This is a genomic window from Enterobacter cloacae complex sp. SYL003, from assembly GCF_049236925.1.
GTDB classification, from domain to species: Bacteria; Pseudomonadota; Gammaproteobacteria; order Enterobacterales; family Enterobacteriaceae; genus Enterobacter; species Enterobacter intestinihominis.
On record NZ_JBMKJK010000015.1, the window covers coordinates 107,669 to 122,271 of the forward strand.

Below are 14,603 nucleotides of genomic sequence, written 5' to 3' on the forward strand. Positions count from 1 at the left end.
ACCGATAAGAAAGGAGACATCATGTCCTGGCACCCTTACACCGGCCGATACGAAAACATGCAGTACCGATACTGCGGCAAAAGCGGCCTGCGCTTACCGGCGCTGTCGCTGGGTCTGTGGCACAGCTTTGGCCACATTCAGGCGCTCGATTCCCAGCGCGCGCTGCTGCGTAAGGCCTTCGATCTCGGCATTACCCATTTTGACCTTGCCAACAACTACGGCCCCCCTCCAGGCAGCGCTGAAGAAAATTTTGGCCGCCTGCTGCGAGAAGATTTTGCCGGGTATCGCGACGAGCTGATCATCTCCACCAAAGCGGGCTACGACATGTGGCCAGGACCGTATGGTTCGGGTGGTTCACGTAAGTATCTGCTCGCTAGCCTCGACCAGAGCCTTAAACGCATGGGCGTGGAGTATGTGGATATTTTCTATTCTCACCGCGTAGACGAAAACACGCCGATGGAAGAGACCGCCGCCGCGTTGGCACACGCGGTGCAGAGCGGAAAAGCGCTGTACGTCGGCATTTCGTCCTACTCCACGGAACGCACGACGGCGATGGCCGAATTGCTGCGCGAGTGGAAGATCCCGCTTTTGATCCACCAGCCGTCTTACAACCTGCTTAACCGCTGGGTCGACAAGACTGGTCTGCTGGACGCGCTGGAGAAAAACGGAACGGGCTGTATCGCCTTTACCCCGCTGGCGCAGGGCCTGCTGACCGGGAAATACCTGAACGGTATTCCGGACGGTTCACGTATGCAGCGCGAAGGGAAAAAAGTGCGCGGCCTGACGGAGAAAATGCTGACGGAAGCCAACCTGAGCAGCCTTCGTCTGCTGAACGAGATGGCGCATGCGCGCGGGCAGACGATGGCGCAGATGGCGCTAAGCTGGCTGTTGAAAGATACACGTGTAACGTCAGTGCTGATTGGCGCGAGCCGCCCGGAGCAACTGGAAGAGAACGTTCAGGCGCTGAATAACCTGTGCTTTACCGAAGATGAACTGACGCGGATTGACCAGCACGTGGCGGATGGTGAGCTGAATTTGTGGCAGGCGTCGTCGGATAAATAAATAGTGCGGTCCGATGCTTTCGCCCCTCACCCTAACCCTCTCCCCAGAGGGGAGAGGGAACTTGAACACCCTCTCCCCTCTGGGGAGAGGGCAGGGTGAGGGGCCTGGTAAATTTATTTCTTACTGATCTTATCCAGATATCCCATCACAAACGCCGACAGTACAAACGTCAGGTGGATAATCACATACCACATCAGCTTATTATCCGGGACGTTTTTAGCATCCATAAAGACACGTAACAGGTGAATAGACGAAATCGCCACAATCGACGCCGCGACTTTATTTTTCAGCGATGAGGCGTCCATTTTCCCCAGCCAGTTGAGCTTTTCTTTGTGCTCGGCGATATCAAGCTGAGAGACGAAATTCTCATAACCGGAGAACATCACCATCACCAGTAATCCTCCTACCAGCGTCATATCCACCAGCGACAGCAGAACCAGAATCAAATCGGCTTCTGCCACGGAGAAAATGTTTGGCAGGACGTGGAATATCTCCTGGAAGAACTTGATCGTCAGGGCGACCAGCGCCAGAGAGAGACCAAAATAGACGGGTGCGAGCAGCCAGCGAGAGGCATACATTGCGTTTTCAAAGAAGCGTTCCATAAAATCCTGTCTGCAAACGAAACCAGCGCTCAGTATATCTCAACTATACCTCGTTGGGATCCACATCCGGACGCGCATACTCCGGCCAGACCAGTGCGACCAGTTCCGGGTAGGCTTCCAGGCTAAACTCGCGAAAACACTGGCGCAGATTTAATACGTCTAAATCGGAATACGACACCTTCTCGCCATTCAGACAGCGCTTTTTGATATTGTCGTAATATTTATAGACCGCCGAATTAAGGTCGCTACAGCGGCGCTGCGCGTCGAACAGGCCGGGCGTATCATTAATTTCGGCCATTTTCATTCGCTTAATTGTCGCATGGAGAAAATCGATATATTCGTGATTCACCCGCCAGTACCAGACTGGCGTCACGGCGTTCATCAAGACGGAGAAACGATCTTCCCCCTCCTCTTTGGACATCAATTCAGGCTGCGGTGGTTCACTGGCGTCATTTGACACTTTCGTTTTATTGAACTCTTGCATCAATAAAAGCACGCCAGCGGTCAGTAATAGTAACGTTACGACCGTGAAGAAAATGCTGTTCATGGGTAGGCTCCATTTTTTTTGATTTTAAAATTGCCTCATGATATTGTCAACGAATCTCACCCTTTTTCCAACCCCACCCTTTTGAAATTAAAGGAAATTAAAATGCTGCCCGACAATCTTGTCCCGGCAAAGTACCACATTACGCCTGTGGAACAGCCTTCGACGGAAGCAGATAAAGAGGCGAATTTCACTCAAGGAAAAAGAAAACTCTCCGACTATGAAGCCGATATATTAATTGGTGTTTCACGCACCGGCAAATCCCGTAATATGGTGCTGGAAGAGCACGATCGCCATTTAAAAGAACGGTTATTTCGTGCCATCAAGATTGAAGCCTTAGTTCATCTGCTAAATGATTTACAGGCCGAAGGGGAAATAGATGCCCAGACTCTAAGTCAAATAATGGCCGAGAAAACACAGCAAATAAATGAAGCTGGCAATGAAATTTGGCTTAACTTAATTACGCGTGAAAAAAACAATCCCATTTTTTATAACCTGGGGGATGATTAACGTGAATGATGATAGCGGTAATAACGTTTATTTGACTTTAGATGATAAGAAAAGCGATGAATTTATCTTAAAGCAGAATCTTGACGCCCTGAAAAAGATAAAAAATGACGAGATGACGCGAATAACGCAGGACTTGGTTTCGATTCCGGCCACGCTGGTGCGCCTGAAATGGCAGAACCGTCGGGAAATTTATGCCTTGCAGGCCAAAGAGGAGATTTACGGCGCGGTGATGAACGCCATTATTGAGCTGCGCCCTGAGCTTAAAGAGAAGATCCTTGGGCGACTGGAGACGAACTATCAGTACCTGCTGGCACGCGAGACAGCCACCCTGCGCCTGACCCGAAAACTCTCGGAGGGCAACTATCGCACATCAAACGTCACCTGCGTGGCGCTCGATGAAGAGGCGTCAACAACATCTTCTAACTGCTGACAACGTGGTTCGCCCGGCGGCGCTAGCCTGAGATTGTAGGCCGGGTAAGGCGAAGCCGCCACCCGGCACGGAAGGCGGCTTCGCCTTCGTTTTACTTCGCGGCCGCTTTCTCTTCGCCGACCAGGCCAATCTTCAGGTATCCCGCCTGATGCAGCGTGTCCATTACCTTCATCATGGTTTCATAATCGACGGTTTTATCCGCGCGGAAGAAGACGGTGGTGTCTTTCTTGCCGCCGGTCAGCTGGTCCAGCGCCGGAATAACCGAGGCATCCGTCACCGGATCGTTGCCCAGGAACATGGACTTATCGGCCTTCACGGACAGGTAGACAGGCTTTTCCGGACGCGGCTGCGGCTGGCTGGAGGACGCTGGCAGATTCACCTTCACGTCCACCGTCGCCAGCGGCGCGGCAACCATAAAGATAATCAGCAGAACCAGCATGACGTCGATAAACGGCGTGACGTTGATCTCATGCATTTCACCGTTATCGTCCAGATTTTCATTAAGACGCATTGCCATACAATCAACCTACGCGCAGTTTGGACGCCGCATGCACCGGTTTAACGGCGCTGGCGTTCAGGTCCAGATCGCGGCTTTGCAGCAGCAGAACCTGCGCGGCAACGTCACCCAGTGTGGCTTTGTAACTGCCAATCATGCGCGCGAAGATGTTATAGATAACTACCGCAGGGATAGCGGCAACCAGACCGATAGCCGTTGCCAGCAGCGCTTCTGCGATACCCGGCGCGACGACCGCAAGGTTAGTGGTCTGCGTCTGGGCGATACCGATAAAGCTGTTCATGATGCCCCAGACGGTACCGAACAGGCCGACGAACGGGGAGATAGCGCCGATAGTCGCCAGGTAGCCGTTACCGCGGCCCATATGACGACCCACGGCCGCAACGCGACGCTCCAGACGGAAGCCGGTACGCTCTTTAATGCCTTCGTTATCTTCACTGCCTGCGGAGAGTTCCAGCTCGTTCTGCGCTTCGTTCACTAACAGGGTAGTCAGGCTTTTCGCATGGAAGGATGAGGTGATATCAGAAGCCTGATCCAGAGAGCGGGCTTCCGCCAGCTGCTTCTGCTCACGCTTGAGGCGGCGTTTTTGTGAAAGAAGTTCGGCGCTCTTGCTGAAGAAGATAGCCCAGGTGATCACGGACGCCAGAATCAGGCCGATCATCACAACCTTAACGACGATGTCAGCATGTTGATACATGCCCCAAACGGAGAGATCCGTCTGCATCAAATTATTACCCACTCTGTATCTCCAGGACGCAAATCACACAATCTGAACGTAATAATATCAAAACGTCGTCGAATTGATAGTAGTTCTCATTAGTATTTACATAGTGCCGTAATTTTCGCTCACTTTCCTTGCGCTTACGCAGTAAAAATTTCTTGTGCGAATTTTTGATAATATTTTCTGCTTATTCGATAAGCATCCGGATGCACATTCTGACAATCGTGGTAGTCTGGACGTCCAGACGTATAAAAATAGGGTTAGCGAACATGACTAAAAAGCAGCTTGAGACCACGCTGGTGCAGGCAGGACGCAGTAAAAAATACACCCAGGGCTCGGTCAACAGCGTGATCCAGCGTGCCTCCTCGCTGGTGTTTGATACCGTCGAAGATAAAAAAATCGCCACGCGTAATCGCGCGAAAGGCGGGCTGTTTTACGGTCGCCGTGGCACGTTAACCCATTTCTCGTTGCAGGAAGCCATGTGCGAACTGGAGGGCGGCGCGGGCTGCGCGCTGTTCCCGTGCGGTGCTGCGGCGGTCGCCAATACCATTCTGGCGTTTGTTGAACAGGGTGACCACATCCTGATGACCAATACCGCCTACGAGCCAAGCCAGGACTTCTGCACCAAAATACTCAGCAAGCTCGGCGTCACCACCAGCTGGTTCGATCCGCTGATTGGGGCCGGTATTGCCGGGCTTATTCAGCCCAACACGCGCGTTGTGTTCCTGGAGTCTCCCGGCTCCATCACCATGGAAGTGCATGATGTCCCGGCCATCGTGAAGGCGGTGCGCAGCATAGCGCCGGAAGCGATCATCATGATCGACAACACCTGGGCGGCAGGTGTGCTGTTTAAAGCCCTGGAATTTGACATCGATATCTCCATTCAGGCGGCGACCAAATACCTGATTGGCCACTCAGACGGCATGATCGGTACGGCGGTATCTAATGCCCGCTGCTGGGAGCAATTGCGTGAAAACGCCTACCTGATGGGCCAGATGGTGGATGCCGATACCGCCTACATGACCAGCCGGGGCATCCGTACGCTCGGCGTGCGTCTGCGTCAGCATCACGAAAGCAGCCTGCAAATTGCTCAGTGGCTGGCGCTGCATCCGCAGGTGGAGCGCGTTAACCATCCGGCGCTGCCGGGCAGCAAGGGCCACGAATACTGGCAACGTGACTTTACGGGCAGCAGCGGGTTGTTCTCATTTGTTCTTAAGAAGCGCCTGAATGACGCCGAGCTGGCAAGCTATCTGGATAACTTTACCCTCTTCAGCATGGCCTATTCATGGGGTGGGTTTGAATCGTTGATCCTGCCCAATCAGCCGGAGCAGATTGCGGCCCTGCGCCCGGGCGGCGAGGTGGACTTCGAGGGGACCTTAATCCGCCTGCATATCGGGCTGGAAAATGTGGACGATTTAATTGCGGATTTATCGGCAGGATTTGAGCGCATCGTGTAAAGTGCTGGCTGACATGTACTCCCTGGACGCTATTCTGAACACCGCAAGCAGAAAAGTCTGTATGAGATGCGCCTGCGATCAACCCCGACAGGCAAAATTGGGAGTACAATAGCGTTATATCTGCTGTTCCACAGGAAAGTCCATGGCTGTTATTCAAAATATCATCACGGCGCTCTGGCAACACGATTTTGCCGCGCTGGCGGACCCACATGTCGTCGGGATTGTCTATTTCGTGATGTTCGCGACGCTGTTTCTGGAAAATGGATTACTGCCAGCCTCATTTTTACCCGGTGACAGCCTGCTCTTGCTCGCAGGGGCGTTAATCGGCAAGGGCGTGATGGACTTCGCACCGACAATGGTGATCCTCACCTCTGCGGCCAGTCTCGGCTGTTGGCTGAGCTACCTGCAAGGGCGCTGGCTTGGAAACACCCGCGTGGTGAAAGGCTGGCTGGCGCAGCTGCCGCATAAATATCATCAGCGCGCGACCTGCATGTTTGACCGTCACGGCCTGCTGGCGTTGCTTGCCGGGCGTTTTCTGGCGTTCGTTCGCACCCTGTTGCCTACCATGGCGGGTATTTCAGGCCTCTCTAACCGCCGCTTCCAGTTCTTCAACTGGCTGAGCGCCCTGCTCTGGGTGGGCGTGGTCACCACACTCGGCTACGCGCTGAATATGATCCCCTTTGTTAAACGCCATGAAGACCAGGTGATGACCTTCCTGATGATCCTGCCGATTTTCCTGCTGGTTGCAGGGCTGGTGGGTACCATTGCGGTGGTGATCAAGAAAAAGTATTGCAGCGCATAAATAAAAGCCGGGTGGCGCTACCGCTTACCCGGCCTCCGTTTCCCCTCACGCTCCCTGCATGGTTCTGATACGTGACGCATCTTCCCCCGGCGTGACGCCGAAGTAACGCTTAAACTCCCGACTAAACTGCGACGCGCTTTCATACCCGACCCGCATCGCCGCGGCGCTGGCCTTCATGCCATCGTGGATCATCAGCATCCGCGCCTTATGCAGACGGTAGGTTTTGAGGTACTGCAACGGCGACGTGCTGGTGACGGATTTAAAGTTATGGTGAAACGCCGAGACGCTCATATTGGCTTCCGCCGCCAGCTGATCAACGCTGAGGTTTTCCGTGTACTGGCTCTCGATGCGCTTCAGCACGCGACTAATGAGGCTGAAGTGCGTTTGCCGGCTTACCAGCGCCAGCAGCGCCCCGCCGCCCGGTCCCAGCAGCACATGGTAAAGAATTTCGCGGATAATCTGCTTTCCGAGAATACGCGCATCCAGAGGCCTTTCCATCACGTCTAACAGGCGTTCAATCGCGCAGAGAATTTCCTCCGATAAGGTCGCGGAGTTGATACCGCTTGCCGCCATCGACGGCCGGAAAAGTTCGTCCTCCCCAATCTCCATCAGCAACTCCTGCAACTGGAGAATGTCGACGTTGACGCGGATCCCGGCCAGCGGTACCTCCTCTGTCGCGAAAGTTTCACATTCGAAGGGTAAAGGTACAGTCAGAAGCAGATATTCATTGGTGTCGTAACGGAACACGCGCTCATTGATATAGCCAATCTTATGGCCAGAAAAGAGAAACACGATGCCGGGCTGATACATCACCGGGGTGCGCGTTCCGGGCTGGGTACCGTAGAGCAATCGGATATCCGGCAACAGCTCAGCCGAATCATTTCCGTTATCTATCAGTCTTTTAATCTGCGACGTTAGCTGGCGGCAGATGGCATCACGGTTCATTTTCAGTTACTCCGGGTACGGTTTCCGACGCTAACAGTGTGCGCATTTTCTTACCGTTTCTCCAGCGTGCTGTAGAAATGGGCAAGACATCGGCAGGAATGTGCATTGAGAGGATAGCGCCTGCCCGCCACAATGTGCAGCATCAGGTTGCCTTCTGCGCCACCACGATTTTTTACCCACTACAGGGAACAAGCCATGTACAACTTTAATCTTCACACCCCAACCCGCATTCTGTTTGGTAAAGACGCTATCGCTGACCTGCGCGCGCAAATCCCGACGGACGCCCGCGTCCTGATTACCTACGGCGGCGGCAGCGTGAAAAAAACCGGCGTACTGGATCAGGTTTATAGCGCTCTGGAAGGGCTGGACGTACGCGAGTTCGGCGGTATCGAGCCTAACCCGTCTTATGAAACGCTGATGAACGCGGTAAAAATCGCCCGTGAGGAGCAGATCACTTTCCTGCTGGCGGTGGGCGGCGGTTCCGTGCTGGACGGCACCAAATTCATCGCGGCGGCAGCGCATTACGCTGACGGCATCGACCCGTGGCATATTCTGGAAACGGGCGGCAGCGACATCAGCAGTGCGATCCCGATGGGCTCCGTGCTGACGCTGCCGGCCACCGGCTCTGAGTCCAACAAAGGCGCGGTCATCTCCCGTAAAACCACCGGTGACAAGCAGGCCTTTATGAACGAACACGTTCAGCCCGTGTTCGCGATCCTCGATCCGGTTTACACCTATACCCTGCCTGCGCGTCAGGTGGCGAACGGCGTGGTCGACGCCTTTGTTCACACCGTTGAGCAGTACGTCACTTACCCGGTAAACGCCAAAATTCAGGATCGTTTCGCGGAAGGCATTCTGCTGACGCTGATTGAAGAAGGTCCGAAAGCGCTGAAAGAGCCTGAAAACTATGACGTGCGTGCTAACGTGATGTGGGCTGCAACACAGGCACTGAATGGCCTTATCGGTGCAGGCGTGCCACAGGACTGGGCTACCCATATGCTCGGCCACGAGCTGACGGCGATGCACGGCCTGGATCACGCCCAGACGCTGGCGGTGGTTCTGCCTGCGCTGTGGAATGAAAAACGTGACGCTAAACGCGCCAAACTGCTCCAGTACGCCGAACGCGTGTGGAACATCACCGAGGGTTCCGACGATGCGCGTATTGATGCCGCAATTGAAGCCACCCGTCACTTCTTTGAAAGCCTGGGCGTGCCAACGCGTCTCTCTGACTACGGCCTGGACGGCAGCTCCATCCCTGCCCTGCTGGCGAAGCTGGAAGCACACGGTATGACGCAGATCGGCGAGCACGGCGACATCACCCTGGACGTCAGCCGTCGTATTTACGAAGCGGCACGCTAAGCGTTTTTAGGATCCTGACTTTCGTTTTTTGACATTTCGTCCAGACTTAATGCACATCACATCGTCGGAGGTTCCCTCCGGCGATGAGCACCTGAAGGAGGAAAAATGGCAAACCAAACCGTAATCAAGCTACAGGACGGCAACGTGATGCCCCAGCTGGGGCTAGGTGTATGGAAAGCCGGTAACGACGAGGTCGTCTCCGCCATTCATAAAGCCCTGGAAGTCGGCTATCGGTCCATTGATACCGCCGCCGCCTATAAAAACGAGGACGGCGTGGGGACCGCGCTTGCCAGCGCTGGCATTCCCCGCGATGAGTTATTCATCACCACCAAGCTGTGGAACGACGATCAAAAGCGTCCACGCGAAGCGTTACAGGAGAGCCTGGAGAAACTCCAGCTCGATTTCGTCGATCTTTATCTCATGCACTGGCCGGTACCGGCTATCGACCATTACGTTGATGCCTGGAAAGGGATGATTGAGCTGCAAAAAGAGGGGCTGATAAAAAGCATCGGCGTCTGTAATTTCCAGGTTCATCACCTGCAACGCCTGATTGATGAAACGGGCGTCGCGCCGGTGATTAACCAGATTGAACTGCATCCGCTGATGCAGCAGCGCCAGCTTCATTCGTGGAACGCCACGCACAAGATCCAGACCGAATCCTGGAGCCCGCTGGCCCAGGGCGGCGAAGGGGTGTTTGACCAGAAAATCATTCGTGAACTGGCGGATAAGTACGGCAAAACGCCGGCGCAGATCGTCATTCGCTGGCATCTGGATAGCGGTCTGGTGGTGATCCCGAAATCGGTCACGCCATCGCGTATCGCCGAGAACTTCGACGTCTGGGATTTCCGCCTGGATAAAGACGAGCTGGGTGAGATTGCGAAGCTGGATAAAGGTAAACGTTTAGGCCCGGATCCGGATCAGTTTGGCGGGTAGTTTCCCCTCACCCTAACCCTCTCCCACAGGGAGAGGGAATGCTTTCCACCCTCTCCCTGTGGGAGAGGGCCGGGGTGAGGGCATCATCGTTATCCGATCTTACGTTTTCCCGTTTTTTTCGTCCCCGAAGCCCCACCGTTCGAACGCTGATGCACAATTGGCGTGTGCTTGGTCAGCGCCGGGCGCGTATTGCGGTTCTGGCGGCGCGCTTCGCGCATCTCTTCCAGCGTTGGCGCAGGCACCAGGCAATCACGACGCGAGCCGATCAGGTGCTTTTTCCCCATCTCTTCCAGCGCCTGACGGATCAGCGGCCAGTTTTTCGGGTCGTGATAGCGCAGCAGCGCTTTGTGCAGACGGCGCTGTTTATCCCCTTTCGGCACCACCACGTCTTCGCTCTTATAACCAATCTTACTCAGCGGGTTTTTGCCGGTGTAATACATGGTCGTCGAGTTAGCGAGCGGCGACGGGTAGAAGTTCTGCACCTGATCCAGACGGAATCGACGCTGCTTCAGCCACAGCGCCAGGTTCACCATGTCTTCATCACGGGTGCCGGGGTGCGCGGAGATGAAGTATGGGATCAGATACTGCTCTTTCCCCGCCTGTTTTGAAAAGGTATCAAACAGCTGTTTAAAGCGGTCATAGCTGCCCATGCCCGGCTTCATCATTTTGGACAGCGGGCCCTCTTCGGTGTGCTCCGGGGCGATCTTCAGATAACCGCCAACGTGGTGCGTCGCCAGCTCTTTGATGTAGCGCGGATCTTCCACCGCAATGTCGTAACGCACGCCGGAGGCGATCAGGATCTTCTTGATGCCTTTCAGGTCACGGGCGCGACGGTAAAGGTTGATCGTCGGCTCGTGGTTGGTGTCCATATGCTCGCAAATGCTCGGATAGACGCAGGAGAGACGACGACAGGTCTGCTCAGCGCGCGGCGATTTGCAGCGCAGCATGTACATGTTAGCCGTTGGGCCACCCAGATCGGAGATTACGCCGGTAAAGCCCGGGACCGAGTCGCGAATCGCTTCGATCTCGTTAACAATCGACTCTTCGGAACGGCTCTGAATAATACGACCTTCGTGTTCGGTGATCGAACAGAAGGAGCACCCGCCGAAGCAGCCGCGCATGATGTTGACCGAGAAGCGGATCATCTCGTACGCTGGAATACGGCTGTTGCCATATGACGGATGCGGCACACGCTTGTACGGCAGGGCAAAAACGCTGTCCATCTCTTCGGTAGAGAGCGGGATCGCCGGTGGGTTAACCCAGATATAACGCTCGCCGTGCTTTTGCATCAACGCGCGGGCACAGCCCGGGTTGGTTTCATGGTGCAGAATACGGGAGGCGTGTGCGTAGAGCACCTTGTCAGCTTTGACCTTCTCATATGACGGCAGCAGCACATAGGTCTTTTCCCACGGCTTCGGACGCGGCGGCTGCACCACCACGGCCTTTGCTTCCGCTTTCTTCGGCTCAACTGGTTTGTTATCCGCGCACGGCAGATCGTCACCGTACGGATGCGGGATAGGGTCGATTTTGCCCGGCATATCGATAATGCGGGAATCCACCCCGCTCCAGCCCGGCAGCGCCTCTTTCACCATGATCGCGGTGTTGCGCACGTCGCGGATCTCGCTGACCGCTTCACCCTGCGCCAGGCGATGCGCCACTTCCACCAGCGGACGCTCGCCGTTGCCGAAGATCAGCATGTCGGCTTTCGAATCCACCAGCACCGAACGGCGCACGGTGTCAGACCAGTAGTCGTAGTGCGCGGTGCGGCGCAGGCTCGCCTCGATGCCGCCCAGGATCACCGGCACGTCTTTCCATGCTTCTTTGCATCGCTGGGTGTAGACGAGGGTCGCGCGATCGGGACGTTTACCCGCCACGTTGTCAGCCGTATAAGCGTCGTCATGGCGCAGCTTACGGTCCGCGGTATAGCGGTTGATCATCGAGTCCATGTTGCCCGCGGTCACGCCAAAGAACAGGTTAGGTTTACCCAGACGCATAAAGTCGTCTTTGCTGTTCCAGTCAGGCTGAGAAATAATCCCCACGCGGAAACCCTGAGCTTCCAGCATACGGCCGCAGATCGCCATGCCAAAGCTCGGGTGATCGACATACGCATCACCCGTCACCAGAATGATATCGCAGCTGTCCCAGCCCAGTTGATCCATCTCTTCCCGGGACATCGGCAGGAACGGCGCCGGTCCAAAGCAGGCTGCCCAGTACTGGGGCCAGGAGAAGAGGTCGCGATCCGGCTGGATCAGGGAAATTGCGCTCATAATGCTTCCGAAGAAAAAATAGACAAAAGGAGCGGGATTATACGCTGGTTTATCGGGGGAAATGAAGGGGTATTTATTGCCCGGTGACGCTACGCTTACCGGGCCTACGGGCCTGTAGGTCGGGTAAGGCGAAGCCGCCACCCGACTCGTTTTACGGTGCCGGATTCACCAGCATCTGCCCTACCGACCCCCTGTCCATCATCTCCAGCGTCTGGCTGTGGAACAGGAACGGGAAGTGCGGCCATGACGGCTGTCCATAGTAGACGAGCAGTTCTACCTGCCCATCCACCCAGACGGTGTCTTTCCAGCCCCTGTCTTCCGGGAACGGCATCGCCCCGTTGACGTTGCGGATCAGGAATGACACCCCTTCAATATGGAACGACTGCGGCATCTCCGAGCGGACGGTCCAGCGCTCCCAGGTTCCCTGCTGGGCGGTGATATCAATACGGTTTACGTCCCACAGCGCGCCGTTGATGCCCGGATCGTCGCCAAGGCTGATATCGCGACTGCGTACTGCAGGGCCGGTCACAATTTCCTGCGGCAGCAGGCGCATCGGCAGACTGTCGGTCACCAGCGGCAACAGGCCGGTCGGGCGCAGCGTCAGCACCAGCGTGGAGACCAGAACGCTCGACGGTTCAAAGAAGCCGCGAATGCGGTCAACAATGCTTGCCGCTTCGCCGCAGGTCACGGACACTTCATCCCCGTTGGTCATATCCACGAGGATTTCACGACGTTCGCCCGGCGCCAGCGCCAGCTGTTTCACCGACACCGGCGCAGGTAATAACCCCTGATCGCCTGAAATCACATGCAGGGCGCGGCCGTCGCTCATTTGCAGCAGGTAGCGGCGCGAGTTAGAGGCATTCAACAGACGCAGGCGCACCCAGCCACGAGACACTTCGACATACGGGCTTTGCGCGCCGTTAACCAGCAGCGTATCGCCCACAAAGCCACCGCTGCCCGGCTCGCTGTACTCCGGCGTACCGAAGTTATCCAGACGCTTGTCCTGAATAATGATCGGGAAATCATCAACACCGTAGTGATTCGGGATCGGCAGCGTTTTACTGACCTCATCTTCAATCAGCCACATCCCGGCCAGGCCGTTATAGACCTGCTGGGCGGTGCGGTTCGGGGTGTTGGCGTGATACCACAATGTCGCCGCGCTCTGACGAATCGGGAGGACGGGCGCCCAGTCGGCATTCGGCGACATCATGCGCGCCGCGCCGCCCATCAGCGGCCCCGGCACCTGCAACCCACTGACGGTCATTGCGACATTTTCCGTCGTCCGGTTACTGTAGATGAGCTTGACGTCATCCCCATTCCACACGCGAATGGTCGGCCCGAGGTAGCGTCCGTTAATGCCCCATACCTGCGCGCGCGTTCCCTGGGTAAAGGACCAGTGGCTACGCTGAAGCGTGAGGAATAGCGGCTGCCCGCGACGGGATTCAATCAACGGCGGAATAGGCAGCGGCTGTTGCTGCCCGGCGGCGCTGGCTGTCCGCGGCATCGCACCCGCACAAAGGGCGATACCCGAAGCCTGAATAAACTGACGCCGACTGAGTGACATATAAGCTCCATCTGAAACGACTAACAACGCGGGAATTCGTTTTCCCTTGAACGAAACCGGGTTAAATCTTACCGGCGGCTTCTCGCTCTGCAACTTCTTTATCGAGCTGTGCAATGTGCTGAGCCATCAGCTCGCGGCAGTGCGTGGCCAGCTCGCGCACCTGGTCTTTACCGTATTTGGAGGTATCCACCGGCGGTAGCATTTCGACAATGACCAGTCCGTTTTTCAGACGGTTAAGATTAATCTTATTCGATGTATTGGAAACGCACACGGGAATAATTGGAACGCCTGCCGCAATTGCAGCATGAAACGCGCCGGTCTTGAACGGCAGCAGGCCGCGACCGCGGCTGCGCGTCCCTTCCGGGAACATCCAGATTGAGATCCGGCGCTTTTTAAACTGATCCACCACTTCCGCAATGGTGCCATGCGCTTTCGCACGGTTGTTGCGGTCAATCAGCAAGTTACCGGTGAGCCAGTACAGTTGGCCGAAAAGCGGGATCCACAGCAGGCTCTTTTTCCCGACGGTTACGGTCGGCGGAATAACAATATTTGAGGCCGTCACCATATCGTAGTTGTTTTGATGGTTAGCGATATAGATGGCGTTACCGAAATTCTCCGCCCCTTCAGGCAGACGCTTTTCAACCTTCAGGCCGAACAATGGCGCAAGGCGACCAAACATGTGCCCGAACGTCGCGACATGTTTTGGGTTACGCGGGCTGAACAGGCAATAAATCGATCCGAAAATACAGACCAGAATGCAGTAAATAACGGTAAGAATAAGACGAACAATGTATAGCATAGCGACCTCTGAAGCCCTGACAGCTGACAATTATACTTCACCTGTGGCCAGGTAAGGACTTTATTACGAGCGCGTATTGTTAATCGCAACGCAC

At 55.5% G+C, this 14,603-nt stretch carries 15 protein-coding genes; 7 read left to right on the forward strand and 8 right to left on the reverse strand.

The features are described from left to right. The first annotated feature begins 21 nt into the window (after positions 1–21). Positions 22–1,062, forward strand: a complete 1,041-nt coding sequence (locus tag ACOT1A_RS18560) for an aldo/keto reductase (RefSeq protein WP_023298596.1) — start codon at positions 22–24, stop codon at positions 1,060–1,062. A gap of 113 nt (positions 1,063–1,175) precedes the next feature. Here the strand turns inward: ACOT1A_RS18560 and ACOT1A_RS18565 are convergent, their stop codons facing one another. Both ACOT1A_RS18565 and ACOT1A_RS18570 read right to left on the reverse strand, forming a co-directional pair. Next, positions 1,176–1,664 (reverse strand): TIGR00645 family protein, encoded by a 489-nt coding sequence (locus ACOT1A_RS18565; RefSeq protein ID WP_006811956.1) that lies wholly within the window; start codon positions 1,662–1,664, stop codon positions 1,176–1,178. A gap of 43 nt (positions 1,665–1,707) precedes the next feature. Then, positions 1,708–2,211: an ESA_00282 family adhesion-associated protein gene (locus tag ACOT1A_RS18570; RefSeq protein WP_276170193.1), complete on the reverse strand. Its 504-nt coding sequence runs from the start codon at positions 2,209–2,211 to the stop codon at positions 1,708–1,710. 102 nt (positions 2,212–2,313) lie between these two features. Between ACOT1A_RS18570 and ACOT1A_RS18575 the strand changes: the two genes are divergently transcribed. Beyond that, positions 2,314–2,718, forward strand: a complete 405-nt coding sequence (locus ACOT1A_RS18575) for a hypothetical protein (RefSeq protein WP_171936832.1) — start codon at positions 2,314–2,316, stop codon at positions 2,716–2,718. Continuing rightward, positions 2,711–3,148 carry a hypothetical protein gene (locus ACOT1A_RS18580; RefSeq protein WP_023298600.1) on the forward strand — a complete coding sequence of 146 codons (438 nt, stop codon included), beginning with the start codon at positions 2,711–2,713 and terminating at the stop codon, positions 3,146–3,148. Before ACOT1A_RS18575 ends, ACOT1A_RS18580 begins: the two co-directional genes overlap by 8 nt. Positions 3,149–3,239: 91 nt before the next feature. Here the strand turns inward: ACOT1A_RS18580 and exbD are convergent, their stop codons facing one another. Both exbD and exbB read right to left on the reverse strand, forming a co-directional pair. After that, positions 3,240–3,665 (reverse strand): TonB system transport protein ExbD, encoded by a 426-nt coding sequence (gene exbD / locus ACOT1A_RS18585; protein WP_023298601.1) that lies wholly within the window; start codon positions 3,663–3,665, stop codon positions 3,240–3,242. 4 nt (positions 3,666–3,669) lie between these two features. Beyond that, on the reverse strand, positions 3,670–4,401 hold the full coding sequence (exbB, locus tag ACOT1A_RS18590; protein ID WP_023298602.1) for a tol-pal system-associated acyl-CoA thioesterase: 732 nt from the start codon (positions 4,399–4,401) through the stop codon (positions 3,670–3,672). A gap of 251 nt (positions 4,402–4,652) precedes the next feature. Between exbB and metC the strand changes: the two genes are divergently transcribed. After that, complete coding sequence (metC, locus tag ACOT1A_RS18595; RefSeq protein ID WP_023306940.1) at positions 4,653–5,840, forward strand: cystathionine beta-lyase; 1,188 nt, start codon at positions 4,653–4,655, stop codon at positions 5,838–5,840. Positions 5,841–5,982: 142 nt separating this feature from the next. Then, on the forward strand, positions 5,983–6,642 hold the full coding sequence (yghB, locus tag ACOT1A_RS18600) for a DedA family general envelope maintenance protein YghB (RefSeq protein ID WP_015571869.1): 660 nt from the start codon (positions 5,983–5,985) through the stop codon (positions 6,640–6,642). A 45-nt stretch (positions 6,643–6,687) separates the two neighbouring features. Here the strand turns inward: yghB and ACOT1A_RS18605 are convergent, their stop codons facing one another. Next, complete coding sequence (locus ACOT1A_RS18605) at positions 6,688–7,587, reverse strand: AraC family transcriptional regulator (protein WP_017382749.1); 900 nt, start codon at positions 7,585–7,587, stop codon at positions 6,688–6,690. A 195-nt stretch (positions 7,588–7,782) separates the two neighbouring features. Here ACOT1A_RS18605 and yqhD point away from each other — a divergent pair, with 195 nt between their 5' ends. Then, complete coding sequence (yqhD, locus tag ACOT1A_RS18610; protein ID WP_276170443.1) at positions 7,783–8,946, forward strand: alcohol dehydrogenase; 1,164 nt, start codon at positions 7,783–7,785, stop codon at positions 8,944–8,946. 105 nt (positions 8,947–9,051) lie between these two features. Next, the gene (dkgA, locus tag ACOT1A_RS18615) at positions 9,052–9,879 is read left to right on the forward strand and encodes a 2,5-didehydrogluconate reductase DkgA (protein WP_023298605.1); all 828 of its coding nucleotides are present in this window, start codon (positions 9,052–9,054) and stop codon (positions 9,877–9,879) included. Between the two features lie 89 nt (positions 9,880–9,968). Here dkgA and ACOT1A_RS18620 read toward each other — a convergent pair whose 3' ends face one another. The 3 genes from ACOT1A_RS18620 to plsC form a co-directional block, all read right to left on the reverse strand. After that, positions 9,969–12,146, reverse strand: coding sequence for a YgiQ family radical SAM protein (locus tag ACOT1A_RS18620; RefSeq protein ID WP_023298606.1), 2,178 nt, complete (start codon positions 12,144–12,146; stop codon positions 9,969–9,971). Positions 12,147–12,297: 151 nt separating this feature from the next. Further along, positions 12,298–13,710 (reverse strand): cell division protein FtsP, encoded by a 1,413-nt coding sequence (gene ftsP, locus ACOT1A_RS18625; RefSeq protein WP_023298607.1) that lies wholly within the window; start codon positions 13,708–13,710, stop codon positions 12,298–12,300. A 61-nt stretch (positions 13,711–13,771) separates the two neighbouring features. Further along, the gene (gene plsC / locus ACOT1A_RS18630; protein ID WP_022649406.1) at positions 13,772–14,509 is read right to left on the reverse strand and encodes a 1-acylglycerol-3-phosphate O-acyltransferase; all 738 of its coding nucleotides are present in this window, start codon (positions 14,507–14,509) and stop codon (positions 13,772–13,774) included. Positions 14,510–14,603 lie beyond the last annotated feature (94 nt).